The sequence below is a fragment of the Allochromatium palmeri genome (assembly GCF_009720725.1).
Lineage (GTDB): Bacteria > Pseudomonadota > Gammaproteobacteria > Chromatiales > Chromatiaceae > Thermochromatium > Thermochromatium palmeri.
Window position 1 is genome coordinate 16,903 of sequence record NZ_WNKT01000018.1, and the last position, 26,423, is coordinate 43,325.

Genomic DNA, 26,423 nt, shown 5'->3' on the forward strand with positions numbered 1-26,423 from the left:
ATCAAGATGCAGAATCACGACAGCGAACATGAGCGAGAGCGCCAGCGCGTCGAGCGAGAGTTACGCGAGAGCGAGCAGCGCCTGCGCGTACTCATCAACTCCACGCCCGACATCATCTGTTTCAAGGATGGTGCCGGACGCTGGCTCGAAGCCAATGAGGCCGATCTCGAACTCTTCGCGCTGACCGAAGTCGACTATCGCGGCAAGACCGACAGTGAACTGGCCGACGATACCCATCCCAGTTATCGTCAGTCGTTCCTGGCCTGCGAGGCGACCGACGAGGCGGCGTGGGAAGCGGGACAGCTCTCGCGTGCCGAGGAGGTCATCGAGCGCCCCGATGGCGTCGTCAAGGTCTATGACGTCATCAAGGTGCCGGTGTTCGAGCCGGACGGTCAGCGCAAGGGGCTGGTCGTCCTCGGGCGCGACATCACCGAGCGCAAGTGTTTCGAGGAAGCACTTCAGCAAGAACGCCGCTTCCTGCAGAACGTGATCGATGGTATCGACGATCCGATCCTCGTCATCAGCACTGAGTACCAGGTCTTGCGCATGAACCGCGTTGCACGCGAAATCACCGAGCGTTCTGGGTCCATCAATCATTGCGCCGCCTGTTACAAACTCGCCGCCGACCGCCAGCGCCCCTGCAACCAGGAGGAGCGTCCCTGTCCACTGCATATTGTCCAGGAGACGCGCCAGCCCTGTAAGATCATCCGTCACTATCTCGCCCAGGATGGCTCGCTGCGTCAGTACGAGGTCGCCGCCAGCCCGCTGTTCGATGAGCATGGCGAGGTGTGTGCCATCATTGAGGTCTCGCGCGACATCAGCGAACATCTCGCCCTACTCGATGAGCTGCGCGAGCGCGAACTGAGTTATGCCCATCTTGCCCAGCACGACCCACTGACCGGCCTGCCCAACCGGCTGCTGTTCGCCGATCGCCTCAGTCAGGCCATCCACACCGCTCATCGTCATGGGCGCAAGTGTGCCGTGCTCTTTATCGACCTCGATCGTTTCAAGCAGATTAACGACAGCTTCGATCACAGCTATGGCGACCAAGTGCTGACGGCGGTCGCCGAGCGGCTGCGTGAACTGTTCCGCGAAGACGACACCATCGCGCGCATGGGCGGCGATGAGTTCACTGTCATTCTCAACCACATTGAGCATGATCAGGATGCGGCACTCGTGGCGACTAAGATCCTGGATCTGTTCAAGCCTCCGTTCGAGGTGCTGGACCACAGCGTCTTTCTGGGCGCCAGCGTCGGCATCAGCCTCTATCCTGAGCATGGCGCCACGGTCGATGATCTGGTGCGCAACGCCGATACGGCCATGTATCGTGCCAAGGACAGCGGGCGCAACACCTTTCAATACTATTCGCGCGACCTCACGGCCAGGGCCGTCGAGCGCGTACAGCTCGAATCGAGCCTGCACCGCGCGCTCGAATGCGGTGAGTTCCTGTTGCATTATCAGCCTCAGCTCGATCTGGAGCGCGGCACGCTGAGAGGATTGGAGGCACTGGTGCGCTGGCAGCCGCCGGAGTCAGGTCTGATTTCACCCGTGACTTTCATTCCGCTGGCGGAGGAATCTGGCCTCATCATCCCGATGGGCACCTGGGTGCTCAGTGAAGCCTGCCGTCAGATGAAAGCCTGGTTCGATCGCGGGCTGGTGACGGCTGAGGCGCTGATCAGCGTCAATCTCTCGCCCAAGCAGTTCGATCAACCGGATCTCGTCGCGCTGATCGACCGAATTCTGAGCGCGACCGGACTGGCGCCCAGTCAGTTGGAACTGGAGATTACCGAATCGACCGTGATGCGCTCGGTGGCGCAGGCCGGCAGCGTGCTGCATCAGCTGCGCGAACTCGGCGTCAAGGTCGCCATCGACGATTTCGGTACCGGCTATTCCTCGCTCATCCATCTCAAGCGTTTGCCGCTGACCACGCTCAAGATCGACAAGACCTTCGTCTCCGACATCCCGCACGACGCCAATGACACGGCCATCACCCGCGCCGTCATCGCGATGGCCAAATCGCTCTCGCTCGAAGCCCTGGCCGAGGGCGTTGAGACCCAGGCCCAGTGCGACTTCCTGATCCGCGAAGGCTGCCCGCATGGACAGGGCTATCTGTTCTCGCGGCCCCAGAATGCGCGCGAGATCGAGCCGTTTCTGCGTGATCGCTCGCGGACCTGACTAAGACGAAGACAGCGCGTTGAGTGCGCGCGCTGCCGCGAACAACCCCAGGCTGGCCGTGACTGTAACCACTGAACCAAAGCCCGCGCAGTTGAGTCCGCTCGGCCCGGACTGGCTCGGGTTGCAGACCGTCCCGGTGGGCGGATCGCGCACCGGTTCGATGGAATACACCGCTTCGATACCGAACCGCTTGTTGGGCTTGCGGGTGAAACCGTGCGACTTGCGCAATTGAGCACGCACCCGCGACAGCAGCGGATCCTGGATGGTGCGCGCGAGGTCGTCGACACGGATCCGGGTTGGATCGATCTGACCGCCCGCCGCGCCGCAGGTCACCAGCGGGATGCCGGCACGATGACAGACAGCGATCATCGCCACCTTGGCCCGCACCGAGTCGATGGCGTCGATCACAGAGTCGAAACCGTTATCGAGGTACTCAGCGGCATTCTCGGGGGTCACGAAATCCTCGATCAGGGTCAGCTCACAGTCCGGGGCATAGCTGGCGATGCGCGCACGCATCGCCTCGACCTTGGCCTGACCGAGCGTGGGATCGGCGGCCTGGATCTGGCGGTTGATGTTGGACTCGGCGACATGATCCAAGTCGATCAAGGTCAGACGACCGACACCGCTGCGCGCCAGCCCTTCCGCCGCCCAGGAACCCACGCCGCCGAGGCCCACGACACAGACGTGCGCCGCGGCCAGTCGGGCCTGTCCCTCCGCGCCATACAGTCGTGCCAGGCTGCTGAAACGGCGGCGGTCGTCGGACGTGCGTTCAGGGGTTAGTTGGTTCGGCATGGAGTTACAAGATAAATAAGCCCGAGCGGGACTCGCCCCGGGGGAAGAGAATCGCGCCAATGATGCCGCATCAGGCCATTTCCAGTCCAAAGCGATTGAGCGCGTCCGTTTGCTGACTCGCACGGTCAGCTTTTGGTCAGCACTCCTGCGTTACCTTGCACCCCAAGGTCGCGATTTCTTGCGACCAACTCACTTCAAGGCAACAACCGGAGCGCGAACCATGATCATCTCTTCAACCAATCATGCCAAGCCGTCATCCACGATGGATTCCATGCGGGCCAGAGGGCGTCTCGCGGCCAGTGGCGTTCGCGCCCCATCCATCCGTCGGCGGGCCAGCGTCGCGTCACGCCAGCCAGTTGAGTCCGCGATGTCGATCGATGACGTAATGGCGCGCTACCTGGCCGAGCAGCCGCCGCAGCTCTATCGCAGCGGCGCCTGAGCACCGACAACGGGGATCAAGGGATTGACACCTTCGGAAAGGCCGCCTCTTTGATCTGATCCGTGGTCAGCGCTGGGGCGCATTCCAGAATGAAACGCAGCGCATAGTTGCGCAGATAATGTCCGCGCCGCAGCGCCAGCCGGGCGGTGTTGACCTCGAACAGATCGGGCGCATCGAGCAGATGCAACCCCGCATCGCGGGTGGGGTGCCAGGCCATGGCGGCGATCAGCCCGATCCCCAGACCCAGTTCGACATACGTTTTGATGACATCCGCATCGAGCGCGGACATCACTACGTCCGGGATAAGTCCAGCGCGGGCAAAGGCCGCATCGATGCGCGCCCGCCCGGTATAGCCGGGATGGTAGGTGATCAGCGGATACTCAGCGAGCGCCTCCAGCGTCAGGGGCTGGATACCGAGTAGCGGATGACCATCCGGGACGATGGGCGCATGCTGCCAGGTATAGAAGGGAAAACTGACCAGATCCGCCTCAGTCGCCAGCGCCTCAGTGGCGATGCCGATATCCGCCTGACCCGTGCGCAGCAGCGACACGATCTCCTCTGGTCCGCACTGATGCAGCTCCAGATGAACCTTGGGAAACGCCTGCTTGAAGCGGGTGACCACCGGCGGCAGGGCGTAACGGGCCTGGGTGTGCGTGGTCGCAATCACCAGGTGCCCCGTATCCTGCTGCGCGAACTGCTCACCCAGATGCTTGATGTTCTGCGTGTCGAGCAGGATGCGCTCGACGATGGGCAGCAGCTCCTTGCCCGGCTCGCTCAGACCGAGCAGACGCTTGCCGCGACGGGTGAATAACTCCACCCCCAGCTCATCTTCGAGATCCTTGATGTGCTTGGACACACCCGACTGCGCGGTAAAGAGCGCATTGGCGACCTCGGTGAGATTGAAATCGCGGCGGACGGTCTCGCGCACGATGCGCAACTGCTGAAAGTTCATCTCAGGCGGCCTGCCCCTGGAAGACGCGGATGCGCGTGGGCACCAGCCGCACCCGCTGGCCTTCGACCAGTTTGAGCGCCTGGATCTGTTCGCGCGGCAGGATGACCTCGTAGTGGACCGGCAACGCGCTGTCCGGCTCCGGGGTCAGACTGTCCAGCTCCACACGCGTGCTGGCGCCGAAGCTGAGAATACGCACCACGCTGGCGGCGATCCCATCAGCGTGATCCGGATCGGTGACGATCATCAGCTCGTGCGGACGCGCGAAGGCGACCGCCTCCCCATCGAGCGCGAACTGATCCTGACCATGAGCCAGGGTCGCCGCGCCGACCCGCAGGTGTGCCCCTTCGATGCGTCCGTGGAAAGTGTTGACCGCGCCGAGAAAGCCATAGACGAAGGGCGTGGCCGGCTGTTCGTAGACCTCGATCGGCGTGCCCTGCTGCTCGACCCGGCCACGATTCATCAGCACCACCTGATCGGCCACTTCCAGCGCCTCCTCCTGGTCGTGGGTAACGAAGACCGAGGTGATGTGCAGCTCGTCATGCAGCCGGCGCAGCCAGCGGCGCAGTTCCTTGCGCACCTGAGCATCGAGCGCGCCGAAGGGTTCATCGAGCAGCAGGACTTTGGGTTCGACCGCCAGGGCACGCGCGAGCGCGATGCGCTGACGCTGGCCACCAGACAACTGACTCGGAAAACGATCCGCGAGTGGCGCGAGCTGGACGAGTTCGAGCAGGCGCATCACTCGCGCGCGGATCTCGGCCTCGTGGGGCCGCTCGCGTCTGGGCTTGACCCGCAAGCCGAAGGCGACGTTCTCGAACACCGTCATGTGCCGGAACAGTGCATAGTGCTGGAAGACGAAACCGACCCGGCGCTGACGCACATGGGTGTCGGAGGCGTCCTCGCCGGCGAGGACGACCCGACCGCTGTCGGCGCGCTCCAGCCCGGCGATGACCCGCAACAGCGTGGTCTTGCCGCAGCCAGACGGGCCCAGCAGCGCGGTCAGAGCGCCACTCGGGAAGTCGAGCGAGACAGCGTCGAGCGCGACAAAGGAACCGAAGGTCTTGTGGATGTGTTCGACCTGGATACTCATGCTGAAATCCTGAATCCTGATGACTGTGTTCGGGTCATGCGTCGGTCGCGGCGTGCTGGGCCGCCTTCCATTCGACCAGCGACTTGAGTCCCAGCGTGACGAGTGCCAACAGCGCCAGCAGCGAGGCCACGGCGAAGGCGGCGGCGAATTGATATTCGTTGTAGAGAATCTCGACATGCAGCGGCAGCGTGTTGGTGAGGCCGCGAATATGCCCGGAGACCACGCTCACCGCGCCGAACTCGCCCATCGCGCGGGCGTTGCACAGGATCACCCCGTAGAGCAGACCCCACTTGATATTGGGCAGCGTCACCCGCCAGAGAATCTGAAATCCGTTTGCCCCCAGCACCACAGCGGCCTCCTCTTCCTCGCGACCCTGCGCCTCCATCAGCGGGATCAGCTCACGGGCGACGAAGGGAAAGGTGACGAACACCGTCGCCAGCACCAGTTCGGGCACGGCGAAGATGATCTTGATGTCGCGCTCGAACAGCCAGGCGCCGAACCAGCCATGAGCGCCGAACAGCAGCACGAAGATCAGACCGGCGATCACCGGCGAGACCGAGAACGGCAGATCGATGAGCGTGGTCAGAAAACGTTTGCCACGAAACTCGAACTTGGCGATCGACCAGGCGGCCGCCACGCCGAACACCAGATTGAGCGGCACCGCAATCGCCGCGATCAGCAGCGTCAGGCGCACGGCCGCCAGTGCGTCCGGGTCGGCGAGCGCGGTGATATAGGTGAACCAGCCTTTGCGCAGCGCCTCGACGAAGACCGCGATCAGCGGCATCAGCAGAAAGAGTGCGAAAAAGATCAGGGCGGTGCCCAGGATCAGGCGTCGGATCCAGGGCGACTCGCGGGTGGCGGCATTGGCTTCATAGCGGCGGGCGTCGGGACGCTCGTTCAGTGCGGCAGCGACGGCCATCAGCGATTCCTCCCGGTGCGTTTGGCGCTCCACGCCTGCAACAGATTGATGGCGAGCAGCATGATGAACGAAAAGATCAGCATCACCACGGCCACGGCGGTCGCGCCGACATAGTCGTACTGTTCGAGCTTGGTGATGATGATCAGTGGTGTGATCTCCGAGACCATGGGGATGTTGCCGGCGATGAAGATGACCGAGCCGTATTCGCCCACGGCGCGGGCGAAGGCCAGCGCGAATCCGGTCAGGAGCGCCGGCAGCAGCACCGGCAGCAGCACCCGCGTGAAGGTCTGCCGGCGGCTGGCGCCGAGGCTCGCGGCGGCCTCCTCCAGCTCGGTCTCCAGGTCTTCGAGGATCGGCTGCACGGTGCGCACCACGAAGGGCAGACCGATGAAGACCAGTGCCACCAGCACCCCGAGCGGAGTGAAGGCGACCTTGATCCCGAGCGGCTCCAACAGCGAGCCGATCCAGCCGTTGCCGGCATAGAGCGCGGTGAGCGCGATTCCGGCCACCGCCGTCGGCAGGGCGAAGGGCAGATCGACCAGGGCGTCGATCAGCTTCTTGCCCGGAAACTCGTACCGCACCAGCGCCCAGGCCAGCATCAGCCCGAAGACCGCGTTGATCGCCGCCGCCAGCAGTGCGGCGCCGAAGGAGAGTCGGTAGGTCGCCACCACGCGCGGATTCGAGACGATGGCCCAGAACTCCGGCCACGACAGGCTCGCGCTCTTGATGAAGACCGCCGACAGCGGAATCAGCACCATCAGCGACAGATAGACCAGGGTGTAGCCGAGCGCCAGCGGGAAGCCCGGCAGCACCCGTGTCTGGCGGATCGGAGCGAAGCGTGGCGCGGCGCCGAACGGAACCGGCATCGGGTGTGTCATGGAGATGGCCTCGATGTCGAACGATGAAGCCTGGGAGATTAGTGCAACTTCGAAATAACCAAAACGAACGAAAAATTATTTGGTTATTCAATATGACTATATCTCGCCATGTCGGCGGCCCAGCCGCGCGCAGATAAGTTTTGCAATTTTCGTTGGTTGGTGTCGGGCGAGGCGAGCGTTCAAATAGCGGCCACACGGTATCCATGGCCACTCCGGAGGAATCGACGATGCAGCCCCATACCCCATTGAAATCACTGCTCGCCGGCGCTGTGCTGGGTCTCTCCAGCCTCGCCCCGACCCAGGCCGCCACCACCCTGCTCAACGTCTCCTATGATCCGACCCGCGAGTTCTATCAGGAACTCAACCCGCTCTTCATCCGGCACTGGGAGGACAAGACCGGCGAAAAACTCCAGATCCAGCAGTCGCACGGCGGCGCCGGCAAGCAGGCACGCGCGGTGATCGACGGTCTGGCCGCCGATGTCGTAACCCTGGCACTGGCCTATGACATCGACGCCATCGCTGAGACCGGCCTTCTGGCCAAAGACTGGCAATCGCGTCTGCCGCTCAACAGCGCACCCTACACCTCGACCATCGTGTTCCTGGTGCGCAAGGGCAACCCGAAAGGCATCAAGGATTGGGGCGATCTGGTCCAGGACGGCGTCTCCGTCATCACGCCCAACCCCAAGACCTCGGGCGGGGCACGCTGGAACTATCTGGCCGCTTGGGCCTGGGCAGAGAAGCAATACGGCGGCGACGAAGCCAAGGTGAAGGACTACATCACCCGGCTCTACAGAAACGTCCCGGTGCTGGATTCGGGCGCGCGCGGCTCGACCACGACCTTTGTGCAACGCGGCATCGGTGATGTGTTCCTGTCCTGGGAGAATGAAGCCTTCCTGGCCCTCAAGGAATTCGGTGACGACCAGTTCGAAATCCTGGTGCCCTCGCTGTCGATCCTGGCCGAGCCGCCGGTCACGGTCGTCGATCGCACCGTGGACAAAAAGGGCACCCGCGCGGTCGCGACCGCCTATCTGGAATTCCTTTACTCACCCGAAGGTCAGGAACTGGCCGCCAAGCATTTCTATCGCCCGACCGATCCCGAGGTCGCCGCCAGACACCAGGGTCAGTTCGTCGAGGTCGAGCTGGTACGGATCGACGCGCTCGGCGGCTGGCAGGCCGCCCAGAAGAAACACTTCGCCGATGGTGGGGTGTTCGATCAGATCTACAGCCCGGCTGCACGCTGATCCCTGGAACCCTGAACGATCCCTGGCAGAGCCGGGGATCGACGCCGTCCAGACGCCGGGGCGTGCGACTCAGATCGCATAATCGCTGCCCTCTTCGCTCAGGGCACGCTCAATCACCCGGCGCGTCAGGTGCGGCGCAAAGCCCTCGATGAAGGCATAGACATAGCCCCGCAGCCAGGATTTGCGGCGGATTCCCAAGTGGGTGACGCTGGCGTCGAACAGATGGCTCGCGTCGACCACGCCCAGCCCCGCATCGGTCTGGGGATCATGGGCCATTTGAGCAATGAGTCCGATCCCCAGCTCCATGCGCACATAGGTCTTGATGACATCGGCATCGAGCGCCGTCAGCACGATGCGCGGCTCCAGTCCATGCGTCTGAAAGGCCCGATTCATCCGTCCGCGTCCGGTGAAGGCACCGTCATAGGTCACGATCGGCCAGCGGGCGATGGCCTCCAGCGACAGCGGGTCGCATTCCAGGATCGGATGACCTAGCGGGGCAATGACACAGCGGTTCCAGGCATAGCAAGGCAGGCTCAGGAGTTCGGGAGCCTCGGCCACCGCTTCGGTGGCGATGACCAGATCGGCCTCGCCCGTGCTCACCAGTTCGCAGACCTGGGTCGGATTGCCCTGACGCAACGACAGCTGGACATCCGGGTAGTGCGCCATGAAGTCACGGATCGCCGGCGGCAGCACATAGCGTGCCTGGGTATGGGTCGTGGCGATGGTCAAACGACCCGCTGTCTCGTTACCGAACTCGGCGCCGACCTGGCGCAGGTTGTCGAGCTCCCCGAGCAGACGCGCGGCAATGGTCAGGACATGACGCCCCGGCTCGGTAATGGCTACCAGACGTTTGCCCTGACGGCGGAAGACCTCGATCCCGAGTTCGTCTTCCAGCTGACGGATCTGCTTGGAGACGCCCGGTTGGGAGGTGAAGAGCGCCTCGGCCGCCGCCGAGACATTGAGTCCCTGGCGCGCGACCTCGTGGACATAGCGTAGTTGTTGCAGATTCATCGCGTTCAGGTTCCAAATAACCTATGGCTATATCAATCTAACCCAAAATTCCTTTTGTGTGCTAATGGCGCTCGCTAGCATGGCCCTCATCGATCCATGACCGACCGCGAGTATCACCATGCATCTAAACGACGCCGATGAGCCGCTCCGTCTGCTGGAGCACGTCACCCTGTTTCGCGACCAGACCCAGGCCTATCTGAACGGCGACCTGAGCGAGGAGGACTTTCGATCACTGCGCCTGCTGAACGGGCTCTACCGACTGCGCGAGACCACCATGCTGCGTGTGGGCACGCCCCAGGGGCGGCTCTCCAGCGAGCAGTTGCGCCGGCTGGCGCGCATCACCCGTGACTATGGCCTGGGCGAGGTGCATCTCACCACGCGCCAGACCATCCAGTTCACCGCCCCCGAGATCGCCGAGGTGCCGCAGATCCTCGCCGAGCTGGCCGAGGTCGGACTGTCGAGCTTTCTGACCTCGGGCAATGGCATCCGCGGCATCGCCATCGACCCGCTGGCCGGTCTGGCCGAGGACGAGCTGGAAGACCCGCGTCCCTGGCACGCCATCCTCGACCAGTGGCGCCAGACTCATCCGCTCATGGGCCGGCTGCCGCGCAAGTTCAAGATCGCCATCCATGGGGCGCGCACCGATCGCGTCACCCTGGCGGCCCAGGATCTGGGGCTGGAGCTGGTACGCGACACACGCGGCGAGCTGGGCTTTAGGGTGCTGGTCGGCGGCGGGCTGGGACGCGGACCGCAGCTGGCCCAGGAGCTGACGTCCTTCGTTCACTGGCCGCACCTCCTGACCTGGATCGAAGCGATTCTGCGTGTCTATGTACGCGACGGACGCCAGTCCGATCCCTACAAGTCACGGCTCAAAAACCTGGTCCAGCGGCTGGGTCTGGTCGAGTTCCGCACGCAAGTCGAGTCCGAATGGGCGCCGTTGCGCGATGGCCCGGCCACGCTGACTCAGGCGCAGATCGAGCGCGTCGCACGCCGGTTCGTCGAGTCCTCGGATGCCGCCCCGAACACCGAGACGCGGATCGACTCACCCGCACCTCATGGGCCGCCCGAATATCTGGCATGGCGGCGTCAAAACGTGCAGCCCCACAGGCGTGCCGGTTACGCCATCGTCACTCTCTCGACCAAGCGTCCCGGCGTAGCGCCCGGCAACCTGAGTCCGGAACAGTTGGAGCGGATCGCCGACTGGGCCGCGACCGAGAGCCGCGACGAGGTGCGTCTCACGCCCGGCCAAAACCTGCTGCTCACCCAGGTGCGCGCGGACCGTCTGCACGCGCTCTGGGAAGCCGCTCGTACACTCGACCTGGATAACCCCAACGGCCTGCTCACCGATCTGGTCGCCTGCCCCGGCGCGCGCGAGTGCGATCTGGCGCACGGCGATTCGCTGGGACTGGCCGCCGCCATCCAGGCCCGTTTCGCCGCTGCCGAAGACGTGCATGACATCGGCCCGCTCGATCTGCGGATCTCCGGCTGCGTGAACGCCTGCGCCCATCACAACCTCGCCGCCATCGGCATCCGGGGTCTGCGCAAGCAGGGCGAATCCCGCTATCAGATCCTCATCGGCGGGCGCTCCGGCCGCGAAGCGCGGCTGGCCGAACCACTCGGACCCTCGTTCGCCGCCGGTGAGGTGCCCGACGCGGTCGCCGGGCTGATCGCACTCTATCGCCGGCACCGGCAGGCGGGGGAAACCTTCGACGCCACCGTACAGCGCCTGGGCACCGAACCCTTCAGAACCATCGTGACCGGGTCGGCGGACGCCGCCCCTCAGGAGACATCCCATGACTGAACGACGCCAGCCGTCCGTATCGACCGACACCCGGCCGACCCGCGAGGCCGCGGCCATCGAGTTGCTGTCCCAGGTCTGCCGCGAGCTGGATTCAATCGTGTTCGCCACCAGCCTCGGTGCCGAGGACATGGTGCTGACCGAGATCATCCAGCGCGAGCGCCTGCCGATCCGGATCTTCACCCTCGACACTGGACGACTGCCGACCGAGACCCTGGAACTCATCGAGGAGGTCGAACGGCACTACGGGACACGGATCGAGCGCTACGCGCCACGCCCAGACGCCATCGCCGACTATGTCGGCCGCTACGGTGTCGATGGTTTCTACGACTCGGTGCCCGCGCGTCAGGCCTGCTGCCGGGTGCGCAAGCTCGAACCCCTGAAGCGCGCCCTGACTGGTCAGGCCGCCTGGGTCACGGGTCTGCGCGCCGAGCAATCCGTCACCCGTGCTCAGTTGCCGGCGCGCGAATGGGACGCCGCCAACGGTCTGGAGAAGATCAACCCGCTCGCCGACTGGAGCGAGCACGAGGTCTGGGCCTTCATCCGGCACTACCAGGTGCCTTACAACCCGCTGCACGACCAGGGCTATCCCAGCATCGGCTGCGCCCCCTGCACCCGCGCCATCACGATCGGTGAGGACGTGCGCGCCGGGCGCTGGTGGTGGGAGAACCCCGAGACCAAGGAATGCGGACTGCATCGGCGCGAACTCGAAACGCGCCCAGCGTCTGCCGGCCCAGTGATCGAACGCGACAGGAGTGCCGCATGAGCACACTCGACACCCGCACCCTCAGCCATCTCGACTGGCTGGAGGCCGACGCCATCCACATCCTGCGCGAGGTCGTCGGCCAGTGCGCCAACCCGGCGCTGCTGTTCTCCGGCGGCAAGGATTCGGTCTGCCTGCTGCGGCTCGCCGAGAAAGCGTTTCGTCCCGGCGCCCTGCCCTGTCCGCTGCTGCACATCGACACCGGGCATAACTATCCCGAGGTGATCGCGTTCCGCGACCGGCGCGCCGCCGAGCTGGACGCGCGTCTCATCGTGCGCTCGGTGGAGGACTCGATGGCGCGTGGCTCGGTGGTGCTCAGGCATCCGAACGAATCGCGCAACCGTCATCAGTCGGTGACGCTGCTGGAGGCAATCGCCGAATTCGGCTTCGACGCCTGCATCGGCGGAGCGCGACGCGACGAGGAGAAGGCGCGCGCCAAGGAGCGGATCATGAGCTTTCGCGACGCCTTCGGGCAGTGGGATCCCAAGAACCAGCGCCCGGAGCTCTGGAGCCTCTACAACGCCCGCGTCCATCCGGGCGAGAACATCCGCGCCTTTCCGATCAGCGACTGGACCGAGCTGGACGTCTGGCACTACATCCAGCGCGAAGGGCTGGAGCTGCCCTCGATCTATTTCGCCCATCGCCGTCCGGTGGTGCACGCCAACGGGCTGCTGCGTCCGGTCACGCCCCTGACTCCGGCCCAGCCGGGCGAAACGGTCGAGGAGCTGCGGGTGCGTTTTCGCACCGTCGGCGACATCACCTGCACCGCGCCGGTCGCGTCCGAGGCCGACACGCTCGATGCCATCCTGGCCGAGACCGCGCTCACCACGCTCAGCGAGCGCGGCGCGACCCGGCTCGACGACCACGCCAGCGAGTCCTCGATGGAGGACCGCAAGAAAGCCGGTTATTTCTGAGAGGACTGCCCATGTCATCGCTACACGAGTTCCCCGCCACCGATCACGGTCTGCTGCGTTTCCTCACCTGCGGCAGCGTCGACGACGGCAAGAGCACCCTCATCGGGCGTCTGCTCTACGACACCAAGACAATTCTCGCCGACACCCTGCACGCCATCGCCGCAACCTCGCAACGCCGGGGTCTGAGCGAGCTGGATCTGTCGCTGCTGACCGACGGGCTCCAGGCCGAGCGCGAACAGGGCATCACCATCGATGTCGCCTACCGCTATTTTTCGACCGGCACCCGCAAGTACATCATCGCCGATGCACCGGGGCACGAGCAGTACACGCGCAACATGGTCACGGCCGCCTCGACCGCCCATCTGGCGATCATCCTGGTCGACGCACGGCGCGGGGTACAGACCCAGACGCGCCGGCACTCCTATCTGGCTCATCTGGTCGGCATTCCGCATCTGGTGGTCGCGATCAACAAGATGGACCTGGTGGACTACGATCAGGCGGTGTTCGAGCGCATCCGGGGCGAGTATCTGGACTTCGCCGCCCGGCTCGGGATCAAGGACGTGCGTTTCATCCCGCTCTCGGCGCTCCACGGCGACAACCTGGTCGAGCGCGGCGAGCGGCTCGACTGGTACACCGGCCCGACGTTGCTGGAACTGCTGGAGACGACGCCGGCCGCCCACACCGAACGTCCCGAGTCCTTTCGCTTTCCGGTGCAGTACGTGCGCCGTCCGCGCGACGCGGCCAATCCCGAGCTGCACGACTATCGCGGCTACATGGGGCGGGTGGAGTCGGGTGAGATCGCCGTCGGCGACCCGGTCCTGGCGCTGCCCTCGGGACGCACCAGTCGCGTGCGCGACATCCAGATCGGCGGCGTCAGTCAGTCGAGCGCCATGCATGAGCAGTCGGTGAGCCTGTTACTGGAGGACGCACTCGACATCTCGCGCGGCGATCTCCTAGTCCGGCCGGACGAGGCGCCGCCGACCGTGCGGGAGCTGGAGGCGCATGTCTGCTGGCTCGCGGAGACACCGCTCTCACCGGCGTGCACCTATGTGCTGCGTCATACCACACGCGAGGTCCGGGCCAGGGTCAGGCGCATCACCCATCGGCTCGATCTCAACCGGCTGGAGCACGAGCCGGCCGTCCAGCTCGACATGAACGACATCGCCCGCGTGAGTCTGACGCTCGCCCAGCCGATCTTCCCCGATCCCTATACGCTCAACCGCGCCACCGGCGCCTTCATCCTCATCGATGAAAGCACCAATGACACGGTCGGGGCCGGGATGATCATCGAGCCTGGCGCCTCGCCAGCCCCCTGATTCCCGGCTCGTCGCGTCCCGGACACGTTTCGAAGCCATTGCTGCAACCCGATCAGCGGATCAAGACCCAGACACCAATGATGTCTATACTGACACGCGCTTTGGACTCTGCGAACACTCCGGACAGGCCGCCGTCATTGTCTCGACAGCCATCAGCAAGACGGCGAGTCTCGTTTGCGTCGACCGCGCGGCGACGACCACGACGACCATCCATCCATCCACCATGCACTGCGAACCCATCGGCCATATCCGCTCGCCCTACACCGACAAATTCGGCATCCCGCGCCAACCCGGACTGGTGACGGCCGCCGAGGCGCGGCTGGAACTCCGGCCCGAGTTCGCGCGTGAGGATGCGTTCAAGGCGCTCGATGGGTTCTCGCACGTCTGGATCCTCTTCGTTTTCCATCAGGACTGTCTGGGGGCCGGCTGGAATCCAACCGTCCGCCCGCCGCGACTCGGCGGACGCGAGTCGGTCGGCGTCTTTGCCAGCCGCGCCCCCTATCGGCCCAATCCGATCGGACTCTCGGCGGTCGAGCATCTGGGGCTGATCCGCGATGCACGCGGGCTGGCCCTGCGCTTGCGCGGCGTCGACATGCTCGACGGCACGCCCGTGCTCGACATCAAGCCCTATGTGCCCTATGCCGACTCACTTCCGCAGGCACGCGGCGGATTCGCCGTCGCCCCTGATACCACCGAGCACGTGATCCATTTCAGCCCGACGGCCGGCGCCAACCTGGAGCGCTTCGACCCGGATGGCAGGCGCGCCCTGCGCGAACTCATCATCCAGGTGTTGGCCCAGGATCCGCGCCCCGGCTATATGGACCGCTACCCGGATCGACGCGCCTTCGGTTTGCGACTCATGGAATTCGATATCCACTGGCGTCTGGAGGCGGGCCGAGTCGAGGTCACCGGAATTTGCTCCACGCTCTGAAGCCGCACCGGCGACGCGAAACCATCTGGCATGCCCGGCGCGACCATGCGACCATTCCAACCGCGAGTCTGGGTTATATTAGAGAGACACTTCGACGCATTTTGGAAAGCCATGGGCATACAGAACCACTCACTACTCATCGTTGATGACAGCCGGATGTCACGCATGATGCTGAACCGCTTGGTGGCGGATCTTCGTCCCGACTGGCGTATCACCGAGGCAGCGAGCGGCAACGAGGCTCTGGAGATGATCGAACGCGATCCGCCGACGCTGGTCAGTCTGGACGTCAACATGCCCGGCATGAGCGGACTGGAGGCGGCCGGGCGTATCCGGCTCCACAATCCTGACATCCGGATCGTCATCTGCACAGCCAACATCCAGGACTATGTGCGCCAGGCCGCCGAGAAGGCCGGCGTTCACTTCATCTCCAAGCCGATCACCCCGGAGTCTGTGGCGCGCATGGTGGCCTTCTTCGAGGAATAATCGGTGTCCGAACTCAGCGAGCTACATCGCGACGCGCTCTGCGAACTGTTCAACCTGGGGGTTGGGCGTGCGGCGCACAGCCTCAGTCAGATGGTGCGTGACGAAATCGAGCTGTCGGCACCCTTCGTTGAGCTGATTCAACCCAGTGAAGTCAGCGCCGCCCTGATTGGCTCGGAGTTCAGAGAGCTGAGCCTGGTGAGCATCGACTTCGATGGACCCTTCGTCTCCAAGGCTATCCTGCTGTTCCCTGAACGCAATGCGCTCATTATCCTCAGTAACATGCTCGACCCTGACCTGACGCCCGAGGAGGTCTCGGAGTTCGAGCAGGAGGCGATGTGCGAGATCGGCAATGTCATCCTCAACGCCTGCATGAGCGCGCTCGCCGACGAGTTTGGCGTCGAGCTGCACGGCGGCCTGCCTGAGCATTCTTTCAGCGACACCGACTCACTGCCGATCCTCGCGGCCAGTAACGACGAACATCTGATCCTCCTGCTCCAGATCCAGCTCACCATGCGCCAGCGGCTCGTTCAGGGACATCTGGTCTTTCTGCTCAGCGTCAGCTCGTTGCAGGATCTGCGCGACTGCCTCGACGCCTATCTCGACCGGCTTGGGATACACTGATGGATATCGAGCTTGGAACTCAGTTGATCGACAGTTTGCGGGTCGGCTTGATCCTGCTCGACCACGCGGGTCGCGTGATCTCCTGGAACGGCTGGATGAAACGCCACAGCGGTCTCTCGCTCGCCGACGTGAGCAGCCGGCGGCTCGATGAACTCTTTCCCGAGATCGTTGGAACCCGTCTGGAATCCAGCATCTCGGACACGCTGCGCTTCAAGCTGTCGTCCATGCTGGCCCCAAGCCTCAATCCCAATGTCCTGCCGCTATATCACAATCCGGGTGATCGCAAGCTCAAGCAGCGCATGCAGCAGCTCATCTACATCAGCCCGCTGCGTCATGAACATTGCGCCTGCCTGATCCAGATCCACGACATGACCGCCGCCATGCGTCGCGAGCGGCGTCTGCGCGCCCAGTCGACGCAGTTGATCGAGACCAGCTATCAGGATGCGCTCACCGGTGTCGGCAACCGCCGGCGCTTCGATCAGGATCTGGCCCAGCGTTTCAGACAGGCCAAGGACAAGCAGCGTCCGATCGCCATGCTCATGATCGATGTCGACAGCTTCAAAGCCTACAACGACCACTTCGGTCATCAGGGCGGCGATCAATGTCTGATCCAGGTGGCTCGGGCACTGCAAGAGGCATTGCGACGCGACGGTGATCGTGTCTCGCGCTACGGCGGTGAGGAATTTGCGCTGTTGCTCGCCGAAACGGATCGTGAGGCCGCTGTAGCGATTGCCGAGCGACTGCGTCTGGCCGTCGAACAGCTCAACATCCCTCACCCGGCCGCGCCCGCTCTCGGCCGGGTCAGTGTCAGCATCGGCATCTCGGCCATGATTCCGAGCGAGGAGCAGCTCTGCTATATCCTGGTCGCTCAGGCGGATCTGGCCCTCTATTCCGCCAAGGATGCCGGGCGCAACCGCTGTATGTGGTACGACCCGGAGAGCGGCGCGGCACGCCCGCTGTCTGCACGCATCGCGGATAGCGAGCGTACCGGATCCAGCGAATCTCACGAAAGTTGAAATACGCGGTTTGTCAAGATCAAAACAGCGCGATGAGTTGACTCTGGTCAGTTCGGTTGTTCTCATTCAGGCTTTAAGATCGCTTATCTAGCGGACTCGAACGCCTTGCCACTCGTGGCATCGTTGCCCCTGGGTCATCCACTCGACCTCCACCGAAGGACATTGCTATGGCACTCGTGAAAAAGACCCCCGGTTCCTCGGCCGCTGCGATCAGCGAGGCACGTTCCAGCGCCGCCACCTCGCGCGAAGCCGAAGCGCAGCGCAAACGCGCACGCACGCTGGCCAAGCAGCAGCAGGCCGCTGAGCGCGTGGCCTCGGCGACGACGCAACTGGCCTCGGGCATCAACGAAGCGGCCTCGGCGGCCGAAGAATTGAAACGCTCGGCCGATCAGATCGCCACTGGCGCCGAGGAAGCCTCGGGCGCCGCCCAGGAATCGCTCGCCGCCTTTAAGCAGGTCAATGTCGCGCTCGGCCGTCAGCTCGAGAGCGCCAAAAGCGCCCAGTCCAAGGTCGAGGCTTCGCAGACGCTCATCCTCAAGGTCAGCGATGAGGTCTCCGGACTCATCGGCAATGTCGGCGTGTCCGCGCAGCGTCAGGCCGACTCGGTCAAGATGGTCGCTGAACTCGAACAGCAGGCCGCCAACATCGGCGACATCGTCAAGGCCGTCGCCCGGATCGCCGACCAGACCAATCTGCTTGCCCTCAATGCCGCCATCGAGGCCGCGCGCGCCGGTAAGCACGGCAAGGGCTTCGCGGTGGTCGCCGATGAGGTGCGCACCCTCGCCGAGACCTCCGAGAAAAGTGCCAAGCAGATCCAGGATCTGGTCGGCCAGATCCAGGGCGAGGTCAAGACCATCTCGGACGGCATCAACGACTCGGCCGAAAAGGTCAAGAGCGAGGTCGAGAACGGCAAGACCATCAACACCCAGCTCGATCAGATCCGCAACGACGTGCTCGAGATCACACGCGGCATCCAGGACGTCGCCGCCGGCGCCCAGCAATCGGGCGCTGCGGCGCTCCAGGCGCTCAAGGGCACCGAAGAAATTGCGGCGGCGGCTGAGGAGCAATCAGCGGCCTCTGAGGAAACCGCCAAGACGGTCGCCGAGCAGACCCAGGCACTGGCCGAGTGCGAGCAGGCGGCACAGAACCTGTCCGAGCTGGCCGAGGAACTCAAAAACTCGACCGACATCGCCAAAAGCGCGGAGGAAGTCGCCTCGGCGGCTGAAGAACTGTCCTCAGCGGTGCAGGAGATCAACCGCGCCAGCAGCCAGGTCATGGGCGCGGTCGATGAGATCCGCAAGAGCGCTCAGGTTCAGGCCTCGGCCACCGAAGAATCGGCCGCCGCCATCGCTCAGATCGAGAAGGGGCTGGAGATCGCGCTGCAACGCGCCCAAGTCGCTGGAGAAAAGGTCAAGTCCATCAGCGCGCTGCTCGGCACCAACAAGCAGAGCGTCGACTCACTCATCGCCGGAGTCGTCGACTCGGTTACGTCCTCGCGTTCCAGCCTCAAGCAGATCAAGGATCTGGAACTGGTCTCGCGGCGTATCGACAAGATCGTCGATGCCATCACCACGGTCTCGATCCAGACCAATATGCTGGCCGTCAATGGCTCGATCGAAGCGGCGCGCGCCGGTGAGTTCGGCAAGGGCTTCGTCGTGGTGGCGACCGACATCCGCAATCTCGCCCACGACTCGGCTGAAAATGCCGATCGCATCAAGGATCTGGTGAAATCCGTCCAGGATCAGATCGGCGTGGTCGGTCGCGATCTGGAAGAGATCATGTCCTCGGCCACCACCGAGGCCGAGAAGGCCAAGGTGATCACCAGCGGACTCGATACCATCGAGACCGACATCGACGTGGTCGCCACGAGCACCTCCGAGATCCTGGCCGCCGCCAACGAGATCGCTTCAGCCATCACCCAGGTCAAGACCGGCGTCGACCAGATCTCGGCGGCCGCGCAGGAGGCCGAGAAGGCGTCGAGCGAGGCAGCGGCTGCGGCCAAGCAGCAGTCGCAAGGGGCCGATGAGCTGGCGGCGGCCATCGAGGAGATCGCCTCGCTCGCCGATGAACTGCAAAGTGCCTGAGCCTGAACGCCAGCGAGCGGGAGAATACGATGACCAACGAACAGGTCGAGCCGCTGGGCGTCGAGCCAGCCGAGGTCGTGCCAGCGCGTCCAGCCGGCGAATCCGGACCGGGGGACGCCGGACATGAGGGCGATATCCATCAATTCGTGATCTTCGTCTGCGGCAGCGAGGTGTTCGCCGTCGACATGGCGCCGGTGCAGGAGATCATCCGCGTGCCGGAGGTGGTGCGGGTGCCGCTGGCGCCGGCCACCCTGGAGGGGCTGGCCAATCTGCGCGGCAAGGTACTGCCGATCATCAGTCTGCGCCGTCTGTTCGGCTTCCCCAAGCGCGAGGACGATGATTCCACACGCGCCCTGGTCATCGACCTGGGCCAGCCGCTCGGTTTCGTCGTCGACCGCGTCAGCAGCGTGGTCGGCGTGGAGCCGGGGCGCATCGAGGACGTCGGCTCACTGACCACCACGGTCAAGACCGAGCTGCTGGCCGGTCTGCTCAAGGAGGTCGGCGGCTTTCCGATGGTCATGGTGCTCGACTTCGAGCGCCTCATAGGCAACGAGTTCGCCGCCATCGCCCAGTTGGCGCGATCCACGGCCACCGGTGCGCTCGGCGGCCTGGACCCTGAGGACGCCGCCGATGACGAGGAAGCCGGCAGCGATGAACTGCAACTGGTGAGCTTCGAGGTCGCCGAGCAGGAATACGCCATCGCGATCGAGAACGTACAGGAGATCGTGCAGTTCCCCGAGCAGGTGGTGCGGGTGCCGCGCTCCGAGGCCCATGTGCTGGGCGTCATGACGCTGCGCAACCGATTGCTGCCGCTGGTCTCGCTGCGCTGTCTGTTCGATCTGGACGCGCGCGAGGCCGACGAGCGCAGTCGCATTCTGGTCATCCGGCTCGGTGACATGTCCGTCGGACTGGTGGTCGACAGCGTCAACGAGGTACTGCGCGTGCCCAAGTCGTCGGTCGACGCCATGCCTAAGCTGCTGGCGCGTCACGGCGACCTGTCCGATATCGCCGAAATCTGCCGCCTGGAAGAAGGCCAGCGGCTGGTCTCGATCATCTCGACCGACAATCTGTTCCGCCATTCGACCATCCGGGAGGCCCTGAGCAACGTGGACCAACTGCGCGAAGACGAGCCGCTCGACGACGAGAACGATGTGAGCGACGAGGACAACGACGACGAGGAACAGGTGGTGGTGTTCCGGCTCGACAAGGAAGAATTCGGCGTGCCGATCGAGAGCGTGCAGGAGATCGTGCGCGTGCCCGAGGAGCTGACCCATGTGCCCAAGGCGCCCGCATTCGTCGAGGGCGTGATCAATCTGCGCGGTTCGGTGCTGCCGGTCATCGACCAGCGTCGGCGCCTCGGCATGGCTACGGTCGCACGCAACGACCGTCAGCGCATCATGGTGTTCCTGCTCGACGGGGTGCGCACCGGCTTCATCGTCGACTCGGTAGCCGAAGTGCTCAAGATCCCCAAAGCGGCTATTGAGCGCTCGCCGCGGCTGTCGCTGGAGCAGGCGCGTCTGATCGCGCGCGTGGCCAATCTGGAACAGCAGAAGCGTATGATCCAGTTGATCGACACCTCACGCCTGATTGCCGAGGAGCAGCGCGAGGAACTGGCCGCGTTGGGAGAGGAATGATTCGCCTTGATCAAGCTACTGATCGTCGATGACTCGGCGCTGATGCGCCGTCAGCTCAACGCCATCTTCCAGGCCGAGGGCGACTTCGAGATCCGGCTCGCGCGCAACGGACGCGAGGCGGTCGAGGAGAATATCGCCTTCGAACCGGATGTCATCACGCTCGATATCAACATGCCTGAGATGGACGGTCTGACCGCGCTCTCGCTGCTGATGGCCGAGCGTCCGGTGCCCGTGGTCATGGTCTCCTCACTCACCGACAAGGGGGCCATGGCCACGCTGGAGGCGCTCAATCTCGGGGCGGTGGATTACATCCCCAAGCCGGGCGGCACCATCTCACTGTCGATGGCCGAGATCGAGGCCGAGGTCATCGCCAAGGTCCGCGCGGCGGCGCGGGCGCGGCTCAAAACCGCGCGCGGGCTGGCCGCGCGCATCCGCAACGTGGCGCCGTCGCGTCCAGCCGCGCGCCCGATCCGGCGCGCTGGAACGCAGCGCGATGGCGTGGTGCTGATCGGCGTCTCGACCGGCGGTCCGCGCACATTGGAAGACATCCTGCCGCTGCTGCCGGCGGAGTTTCCCTGGCCGGTGCTGGTCGCGCAGCACATGCCGCCGAGCTTCACCCGGCCCTTCGCCGAGCGCATGAATGGGCTGTGTGCGCTCGAGGTCTCAGAGGTCAGCCGCCCCACGCCGGTGGAGCCGGGCCACATCTATATCGGCAAGGGCGGCGCCGACATGGTGCTGGCACGGCGTGTCGGCAAGCTCACCGCGCTGCCCCGGCCTGAGAACCCGTCGGTGCTCTGGCACCCCTCGGTCGAGCTGCTCGGACGCTCGGCCCTGGAACACTGTGATCCGGCCAATGTCATCGCTGTGATGCTCACCGGCATGGGCTACGATGGCGCCGAGGCCTTTGCTGAACTGAAGAAACACGGCGCGCGGACCATTGCTGAGTCCGAGGAAACGGCAGTCGTGTTCGGGATGCCGGCCGAGCTGATCGAACGCGGCGGAGCCAATCTGGTGCTTCCGGCTGAGCGCATTGCCAATCAGCTTCAGATTTGGGTGGAGCGTTGAGAGCATGGGACTGAAAAAAGCGCATGACACACCGAGTGCGAGCGAGAACGAGCGGCGCCTGCCGCGCGACCTGCCGGGACTGCTCGACGCGCTCGCCGATCCTGATCCCATGGCGCGACGCTGGGCGGCGCGCGATCTGGCGCCATATCCCGAAGCCTCGCACGCGCTGGTCGAACGCCTGAGCATCGAGACCGAGCCGAGCGTGACCGAGGTGATCCTGACCAGCCTCACCCTGATCGGTGACGAGGTCGCGGTCGCGGGTCTGACCGAATGTCTGCGCAGTGAGGATGCCATGCTGCGCAATTCGGCCATCGAAGCGATGAAGCAGCTCCCCGATGAGGTCGCGCCCTGGATGGGGCGGCTGCTCGAAGACCCCGACCCGGATGTACGCATCTTTGCTGTCGATGTACTCGAATCCCTGCGTCACCCCAAGGTCGAGGACTGGCTGATCCGCGTCATCACCCAGGATGCCCATATCAACGTCTGCGCCACAGCCGTCGATCTGCTCGGCGAGGTCGGCTCTGAACGTGCCAAGCCCGCACTGTTCGCGCTCAAGCAGCGGTTCGCCGAGGAACCCTACATCCAATTCGCCGCCGACCTGGCGCTCAAACGGATCGACACTGACTGAAGCCACTATGAACGATCCGTGCCAGATCAGCGACGAGGATTTCCAGAAATTCCGCGAATTCTTCTATCGCAAGACCGGCATCCTGTTCGAGGACAGCAAGCGCTATTTTGTCGACAAGCGGCTGCTCGAACGCATGGAGGCCACCGGCAGCGAGAGTTTCCGCGCCTATTTCACCATGCTGCGTTTCCAGGCTTCAGGCACGGAACTCCAGGCCCTCATCAATGTGATGACGGTCAACGAGACCTACTTCTTCCGCGAGGAGTATCAGTTCGAGTGCCTGGTCAACTCGCTGCTGGAGGAACTGGTGGCACGGCGCACGGACACAGCGACCCCGATCCGCATCTGGTCGGTGCCCTCCTCCTCGGGCGAGGAACCATACGGCATCGCCATCTATCTGCTCGAACACTGGCCACACATCAACAGGCTCGATGTCGAGATCATCTCCTCGGACATCGATACCGACATCCTGACCCAGGCGCGGCGCGGACTCTACAGCCCGCGCGCCGTGCAGCATCTGCCGCCGAACCTGCTGAAGAAGTATTTCAAGCGGGTCGGCGAACTCTATCAGGTCGATGACAACCTGCGCGAGGCCGTGCAGTTCACCCGCGCTAATGTCACGGATCCCACCGACATGCGGCTGCACCGCCATATCGATGTCATCTTCTGCCGCAATCTGCTGATCTATTTCGACGATCTCTCGCGCAAGCGCACGGCCGAGTCCTTCTATGACGCGCTCAATCCGGGCGGTTTCATCTGTCTCGGTCATTCGGAATCGATGAGTCGGATCTCGTCGCTGTTTCGGGTACGCAAGTTCCCCGAGGCCATCGTCTATCAAAAGCCGTGGGAGGCACGATGAAACGGATTCTAGTCATCGATGATGCGGCCACGGTACGGCTCTATCACCGTGGCATCCTGGAGTCGGCCGGTTTTGAGGTCAGCGAGGCCGTCAATGGACTGGAGGCCCTGGAGCGTCTCGCCGAGGGGCCCTTCGATCTCTATCTGGTTGATATCAACATGCCCAAGCTCGACGGGTATGGCTTTCTGCGCGAGCTGCGCGCTAAGGACATTCCGCAGGGACCGGCGATCATGGTCTCGACCGAGGCCGAGGACAATGATCAGCGTCGCGCCTATGCCAGTGGGGCCAATATTTATCTGATCAAACCAGTCAAGCCGGCGCGGTTGCTGGCGCACGTCCTGACCCTGCTCGGCGAGAGTCACTCATGAACCCCTTGCTGAACCAGTTCCTGACCGAGGGGCGTGATTTCCTCGAAGCCATCGGCGCCAAGCTGCTCGAACTCGAACGCGCGCCCGAGCAGGGGGCCCTGATCGATGACCTGTTCCGGCTGGTGCACACGCTCAAGGGCAACTCGGGGCTGTTCGACATCCCCGAGATGACGCGCGTGCTGCATGCCGCCGAGGATCTGATGGACGCGGTGCGCGACGGTCGGGTGGCGTTCAGCCGTGAGCTGGCCGATCAGTTGCTGGAGGCGATGGACTTCGTCTCGCTCCTGATCGACGAGATTGCCGAGGCAAGCACCGACGGTCAGCCGCCGAGCACCAGCCACCATGCCAAGGATGCCGTGCGGCTCGGCGCGGCGCTGCGCGAACTGATGCCTGAGCACCCCCAGACGCCCGCCGTCAGCGATGCGCCCGATGCCGCGTCAGTGTCAGCCGGCACCGAGTCGGGTTCGAGGCCTGAAACAGACGACCTACTGGATAATCTTCCCGAATCCGTGCGGCACGACATCCAGGATCGTCTCGCGGCGGGCGAACCGCTGTGCTGGCTGCGCTATCGCCCTGAGGAGGAGTGTTTCTTCAAGGGCGAGGATCCGTTCTTTCAGATCGCCCAGCTTCCAGAACCGCTCTGGCGGCGCCTTGGTGCACGCGAGGACTGGCCGCCGCTGCCCGAACTCGATGCCTATCGCTGTGTGCTGGAGTTCGAACTGATCCTGAGTGTGGAGGCCGAGACACTCGTCGAGCACTTTCGCTATGTCCCGGATCAGGTCGAGATCCGATCCTTGTCAGCGGCGATGCCGGATCCTGCCGCCAGCGCCTCATCGAGCGAATCCCAGTCGGAGTCCGAACCCTCGTCATGGGCCGGACTCAGCCCCGAAGCGCGTGAATCCATCTGTCTGACGCTGGAGGCGCAACGCGAGATCCTGGTCCTGAGCGACAACCCGTCCTGGCTCGGCGGACGACTGCGCGCGGTGGGAGCGACCCTGGCGGCGCTCCTGACCAGTCTCGGCCGCGACCCGGCGGCGACTGGATTGGAGACGGCGCTGGAGGCGGCGCTCGCGACTGATTCGGGTACCTATCTGCTGCGCTGGCTCGATCATCAGACCTGGCCCGCGTCCAAACCTGCCGCCCCGGAACCGATCGCCGAAACTGTCCGCGAGGCGATCATGGCGCCGACGGCGACGGATTCGTCACCCGCGACCAAGACCGCAGACGAGCCGGTCAAGTTCGGTCGCCGCGCCGACGACCAGCTCGCCACCGTGCGCACGCTCAAGGTCGATCAGACCAAGATCGACCGGCTGATGAACCTGATCGGTGAGATGGTGGTCGCCAAGAACGCCCTGCCCTATCTGGCCGCGCGTGCCGAGGAACGCTATGGCGTGCGTGAACTGGCCCGCGAGATCAAGACTCAGTACAGCGTCATCAACCGCATTGCCGAGGAGATGCAGGACGCCATCATGCAGGTCCGGATGCTGCCGGTGTCCTTCGTCTTCCAGCGCTTCCCGCGTCTGGTGCGCGACGTCGCGCACAAGCTCGGCAAGGACGTCCGGCTGGTCATGGAGGGTGAGTCGACCGAGGCCGACAAGAACATCATCGAGGCACTGGCCGATCCGCTCATTCATCTGGTGCGCAACAGTCTCGATCATGGCCTGGAGTCGCCCGAGCAGCGACGCGCCGCCGGCAAGCCACCCGAGGGTCGTTTGACCATCAGCGCGCGTCAGGAGTCCGACCGCGTCCTGATCGAAATCACCGACGATGGACGCGGCATCGACCCGGATGTGATCCGGCGCAAAGCCTACGAAAAGAAGATCATCGACGAAACCACACTCGAACGTCTGAGCGATCAGGAGGCGATCAATCTGATCTTCGCCGCCGGGTTCTCGACCGCCGAGCAGGTCACCGACCTCTCTGGGCGCGGCGTCGGCATGGACGTGGTGCGCAATGCCATCGCGCGCGTCCATGGCTCGATCGATCTGCGCAGCCGTGTCGGCGAAGGCACGCACCTGCGTCTGTCGCTGCCGCTGTCGATGGCCGTGACCAATGTCATGATCATCGAATCGGCCGGACAGCGCTTCGGCGTGCCCATGGATGCCGTGGCCGAGACGGTGCGGGTGGCGCGGCGCGACATTCGCGTCATCAAGAAGCGTCTGACCACAGTCCTGCGCGGGCGGCTGGTGCCCCTGGTGGCGCTCAATGATCTCTTGGCGCTCGATACCCCCCAGATCGCCAACGACGACGATGAGCTGGCGGTGCTCGTGGTGCGCATCGAGAAGGAATACTTGGGTATCATCGTGGATGACTGCCGTGAGACGATCGATATCATCCTCAAGCCGCTGGCGGGCTTTCTCGGCGATCTCACCGGGTATTCCGGTTCGGCGCTGCTCGGGGATGGCTCGGTGCTCCTGATCCTCAATCCACGCGAATTGCTCTGACCGGGAGG

Annotated in this window: 24 protein-coding genes; 18 read left to right on the forward strand and 6 right to left on the reverse strand. The window is 64.2% G+C overall.

Translation table 11 applies throughout. The features are described from left to right. The first annotated feature begins 6 nt into the window (after window positions 1-6). Complete coding sequence (locus GJ668_RS09865; protein WP_155449985.1) at window positions 7-2,175, forward strand: putative bifunctional diguanylate cyclase/phosphodiesterase; 2,169 nt, start codon at window positions 7-9, stop codon at window positions 2,173-2,175. Here the strand turns inward: GJ668_RS09865 and GJ668_RS09870 are convergent, their stop codons facing one another. Continuing rightward, window positions 2,176-2,967, reverse strand: a complete 792-nt coding sequence (locus GJ668_RS09870; protein ID WP_155449986.1) for a tRNA threonylcarbamoyladenosine dehydratase — start codon at window positions 2,965-2,967, stop codon at window positions 2,176-2,178. A 220-nt stretch (window positions 2,968-3,187) separates the two neighbouring features. On the opposite strand from GJ668_RS09870, the gene GJ668_RS09875 reads away from it, so the two are divergent. Further along, window positions 3,188-3,406: a hypothetical protein gene (locus GJ668_RS09875; protein ID WP_155449987.1), complete on the forward strand. Its 219-nt coding sequence runs from the start codon at window positions 3,188-3,190 to the stop codon at window positions 3,404-3,406. Window positions 3,407-3,422: 16 nt separating this feature from the next. On the opposite strand, the gene GJ668_RS09880 is transcribed toward GJ668_RS09875, so the two are convergent. The 4 genes from GJ668_RS09880 to cysT are packed head-to-tail and all read right to left on the reverse strand — an operon-like array spanning window position 3,423 to window position 7,242. Beyond that, window positions 3,423-4,358 (reverse strand): CysB family HTH-type transcriptional regulator, encoded by a 936-nt coding sequence (locus GJ668_RS09880; protein ID WP_155449988.1) that lies wholly within the window; start codon window positions 4,356-4,358, stop codon window positions 3,423-3,425. Between the two features lies 1 nt (window position 4,359). Beyond that, the gene (locus GJ668_RS09885; RefSeq protein WP_155449989.1) at window positions 4,360-5,445 is read right to left on the reverse strand and encodes a sulfate/molybdate ABC transporter ATP-binding protein; all 1,086 of its coding nucleotides are present in this window, start codon (window positions 5,443-5,445) and stop codon (window positions 4,360-4,362) included. Window positions 5,446-5,479: 34 nt separating this feature from the next. Further along, window positions 5,480-6,364 (reverse strand): sulfate ABC transporter permease subunit CysW, encoded by an 885-nt coding sequence (cysW, locus tag GJ668_RS09890; RefSeq protein ID WP_155449990.1) that lies wholly within the window; start codon window positions 6,362-6,364, stop codon window positions 5,480-5,482. Beyond that, on the reverse strand, window positions 6,364-7,242 hold the full coding sequence (cysT, locus tag GJ668_RS09895) for a sulfate ABC transporter permease subunit CysT (protein ID WP_222930772.1): 879 nt from the start codon (window positions 7,240-7,242) through the stop codon (window positions 6,364-6,366). Before cysT ends, cysW begins: the two co-directional genes overlap by 1 nt. Window positions 7,243-7,469: 227 nt before the next feature. Here cysT and GJ668_RS09900 point away from each other — a divergent pair, with 227 nt between their 5' ends. Further along, window positions 7,470-8,483: a sulfate ABC transporter substrate-binding protein gene (locus GJ668_RS09900; RefSeq protein ID WP_155449991.1), complete on the forward strand. Its 1,014-nt coding sequence runs from the start codon at window positions 7,470-7,472 to the stop codon at window positions 8,481-8,483. Window positions 8,484-8,552: 69 nt separating this feature from the next. Here GJ668_RS09900 and GJ668_RS09905 read toward each other — a convergent pair whose 3' ends face one another. After that, complete coding sequence (locus GJ668_RS09905; protein ID WP_155449992.1) at window positions 8,553-9,494, reverse strand: CysB family HTH-type transcriptional regulator; 942 nt, start codon at window positions 9,492-9,494, stop codon at window positions 8,553-8,555. Window positions 9,495-9,612: 118 nt separating this feature from the next. On the opposite strand from GJ668_RS09905, the gene GJ668_RS09910 reads away from it, so the two are divergent. From GJ668_RS09910 to GJ668_RS09980, 15 genes are all read left to right on the forward strand, one after another. After that, window positions 9,613-11,295: a nitrite/sulfite reductase gene (locus GJ668_RS09910; RefSeq protein ID WP_155449993.1), complete on the forward strand. Its 1,683-nt coding sequence runs from the start codon at window positions 9,613-9,615 to the stop codon at window positions 11,293-11,295. Continuing rightward, on the forward strand, window positions 11,288-12,058 hold the full coding sequence (locus GJ668_RS09915) for a phosphoadenylyl-sulfate reductase (RefSeq protein WP_155449994.1): 771 nt from the start codon (window positions 11,288-11,290) through the stop codon (window positions 12,056-12,058). Before GJ668_RS09910 ends, GJ668_RS09915 begins: the two co-directional genes overlap by 8 nt. Then, window positions 12,055-12,969: a sulfate adenylyltransferase subunit CysD gene (cysD, locus tag GJ668_RS09920; RefSeq protein ID WP_155449995.1), complete on the forward strand. Its 915-nt coding sequence runs from the start codon at window positions 12,055-12,057 to the stop codon at window positions 12,967-12,969. Before GJ668_RS09915 ends, cysD begins: the two co-directional genes overlap by 4 nt. An 11-nt stretch (window positions 12,970-12,980) precedes the next feature. Next, complete coding sequence (locus tag GJ668_RS09925; protein WP_155449996.1) at window positions 12,981-14,285, forward strand: sulfate adenylyltransferase subunit 1; 1,305 nt, start codon at window positions 12,981-12,983, stop codon at window positions 14,283-14,285. Window positions 14,286-14,508: 223 nt separating this feature from the next. Next, complete coding sequence (gene tsaA, locus GJ668_RS09930) at window positions 14,509-15,216, forward strand: tRNA (N6-threonylcarbamoyladenosine(37)-N6)-methyltransferase TrmO (protein WP_155449997.1); 708 nt, start codon at window positions 14,509-14,511, stop codon at window positions 15,214-15,216. Between the two features lie 111 nt (window positions 15,217-15,327). Then, on the forward strand, window positions 15,328-15,699 hold the full coding sequence (locus GJ668_RS09935) for a response regulator transcription factor (RefSeq protein WP_155449998.1): 372 nt from the start codon (window positions 15,328-15,330) through the stop codon (window positions 15,697-15,699). 3 nt (window positions 15,700-15,702) lie between these two features. Next, a complete protein-coding gene (locus tag GJ668_RS09940; RefSeq protein ID WP_186343017.1) occupies window positions 15,703-16,320 on the forward strand; it encodes a chemotaxis protein CheC in 618 nt (205 codons plus the stop codon). Continuing rightward, the gene (locus tag GJ668_RS09945) at window positions 16,320-17,336 is read left to right on the forward strand and encodes a sensor domain-containing diguanylate cyclase (protein ID WP_155449999.1); all 1,017 of its coding nucleotides are present in this window, start codon (window positions 16,320-16,322) and stop codon (window positions 17,334-17,336) included. The genes GJ668_RS09940 and GJ668_RS09945 overlap by 1 nt, the downstream gene beginning before the upstream one ends. Before the next feature lie 167 nt (window positions 17,337-17,503). Further along, complete coding sequence (locus tag GJ668_RS09950; protein WP_155450000.1) at window positions 17,504-19,420, forward strand: methyl-accepting chemotaxis protein; 1,917 nt, start codon at window positions 17,504-17,506, stop codon at window positions 19,418-19,420. Window positions 19,421-19,449: 29 nt separating this feature from the next. Further along, window positions 19,450-21,054, forward strand: a complete 1,605-nt coding sequence (locus tag GJ668_RS09955; RefSeq protein ID WP_155450001.1) for a chemotaxis protein CheW — start codon at window positions 19,450-19,452, stop codon at window positions 21,052-21,054. Between the two features lie 6 nt (window positions 21,055-21,060). After that, a complete protein-coding gene (gene cheB, locus GJ668_RS09960; RefSeq protein ID WP_155450002.1) occupies window positions 21,061-22,119 on the forward strand; it encodes a chemotaxis-specific protein-glutamate methyltransferase CheB in 1,059 nt (352 codons plus the stop codon). 4 nt (window positions 22,120-22,123) lie between these two features. Further along, window positions 22,124-22,747, forward strand: coding sequence for a HEAT repeat domain-containing protein (locus GJ668_RS09965; protein WP_155450003.1), 624 nt, complete (start codon window positions 22,124-22,126; stop codon window positions 22,745-22,747). Window positions 22,748-22,754: 7 nt separating this feature from the next. Beyond that, window positions 22,755-23,603, forward strand: a complete 849-nt coding sequence (locus GJ668_RS09970; protein ID WP_155450004.1) for a CheR family methyltransferase — start codon at window positions 22,755-22,757, stop codon at window positions 23,601-23,603. After that, on the forward strand, window positions 23,600-23,971 hold the full coding sequence (locus tag GJ668_RS09975) for a response regulator (RefSeq protein WP_155450005.1): 372 nt from the start codon (window positions 23,600-23,602) through the stop codon (window positions 23,969-23,971). The genes GJ668_RS09970 and GJ668_RS09975 overlap by 4 nt, the downstream gene beginning before the upstream one ends. After that, window positions 23,968-26,415 carry a chemotaxis protein CheA gene (locus GJ668_RS09980; protein WP_155450006.1) on the forward strand — a complete coding sequence of 816 codons (2,448 nt, stop codon included), beginning with the start codon at window positions 23,968-23,970 and terminating at the stop codon, window positions 26,413-26,415. The genes GJ668_RS09975 and GJ668_RS09980 overlap by 4 nt, the downstream gene beginning before the upstream one ends. Window positions 26,416-26,423: the final 8 nt, after the last annotated feature.

Bases quoted from the DNA above. Each gene is read 5' to 3' on its own strand.
- GJ668_RS09865 (WP_155449985.1), top strand. From the start codon at position 7: ATGCAGAATCACGACAGCGAACATGAGCGAGAGCGCCAGCGCGTCGAG.
- GJ668_RS09870 (WP_155449986.1), bottom strand. From the start codon at position 2,967: ATGCCGAACCAACTAACCCCTGAACGCACGTCCGACGACCGCCGCCGT.
- GJ668_RS09875 (WP_155449987.1), top strand. From the start codon at position 3,188: ATGATCATCTCTTCAACCAATCATGCCAAGCCGTCATCCACGATGGAT.
- GJ668_RS09880 (WP_155449988.1), bottom strand. From the start codon at position 4,358: ATGAACTTTCAGCAGTTGCGCATCGTGCGCGAGACCGTCCGCCGCGAT.
- GJ668_RS09885 (WP_155449989.1), bottom strand. From the start codon at position 5,445: ATGAGTATCCAGGTCGAACACATCCACAAGACCTTCGGTTCCTTTGTC.
- cysW (WP_155449990.1), bottom strand. From the start codon at position 6,364: ATGGCCGTCGCTGCCGCACTGAACGAGCGTCCCGACGCCCGCCGCTAT.
- cysT (WP_222930772.1), bottom strand. From the start codon at position 7,242: ATGACACACCCGATGCCGGTTCCGTTCGGCGCCGCGCCACGCTTCGCT.
- GJ668_RS09900 (WP_155449991.1), top strand. From the start codon at position 7,470: ATGCAGCCCCATACCCCATTGAAATCACTGCTCGCCGGCGCTGTGCTG.
- GJ668_RS09905 (WP_155449992.1), bottom strand. From the start codon at position 9,494: ATGAATCTGCAACAACTACGCTATGTCCACGAGGTCGCGCGCCAGGGA.
- GJ668_RS09910 (WP_155449993.1), top strand. From the start codon at position 9,613: ATGCATCTAAACGACGCCGATGAGCCGCTCCGTCTGCTGGAGCACGTC.
- GJ668_RS09915 (WP_155449994.1), top strand. From the start codon at position 11,288: ATGACTGAACGACGCCAGCCGTCCGTATCGACCGACACCCGGCCGACC.
- cysD (WP_155449995.1), top strand. From the start codon at position 12,055: ATGAGCACACTCGACACCCGCACCCTCAGCCATCTCGACTGGCTGGAG.
- GJ668_RS09925 (WP_155449996.1), top strand. From the start codon at position 12,981: ATGTCATCGCTACACGAGTTCCCCGCCACCGATCACGGTCTGCTGCGT.
- tsaA (WP_155449997.1), top strand. From the start codon at position 14,509: ATGCACTGCGAACCCATCGGCCATATCCGCTCGCCCTACACCGACAAA.
- GJ668_RS09935 (WP_155449998.1), top strand. From the start codon at position 15,328: ATGGGCATACAGAACCACTCACTACTCATCGTTGATGACAGCCGGATG.
- GJ668_RS09945 (WP_155449999.1), top strand. From the start codon at position 16,320: ATGGATATCGAGCTTGGAACTCAGTTGATCGACAGTTTGCGGGTCGGC.
- GJ668_RS09950 (WP_155450000.1), top strand. From the start codon at position 17,504: ATGGCACTCGTGAAAAAGACCCCCGGTTCCTCGGCCGCTGCGATCAGC.
- GJ668_RS09955 (WP_155450001.1), top strand. From the start codon at position 19,450: ATGACCAACGAACAGGTCGAGCCGCTGGGCGTCGAGCCAGCCGAGGTC.
- GJ668_RS09965 (WP_155450003.1), top strand. From the start codon at position 22,124: ATGGGACTGAAAAAAGCGCATGACACACCGAGTGCGAGCGAGAACGAG.
- GJ668_RS09970 (WP_155450004.1), top strand. From the start codon at position 22,755: ATGAACGATCCGTGCCAGATCAGCGACGAGGATTTCCAGAAATTCCGC.
- GJ668_RS09975 (WP_155450005.1), top strand. From the start codon at position 23,600: ATGAAACGGATTCTAGTCATCGATGATGCGGCCACGGTACGGCTCTAT.
- GJ668_RS09980 (WP_155450006.1), top strand. From the start codon at position 23,968: ATGAACCCCTTGCTGAACCAGTTCCTGACCGAGGGGCGTGATTTCCTC.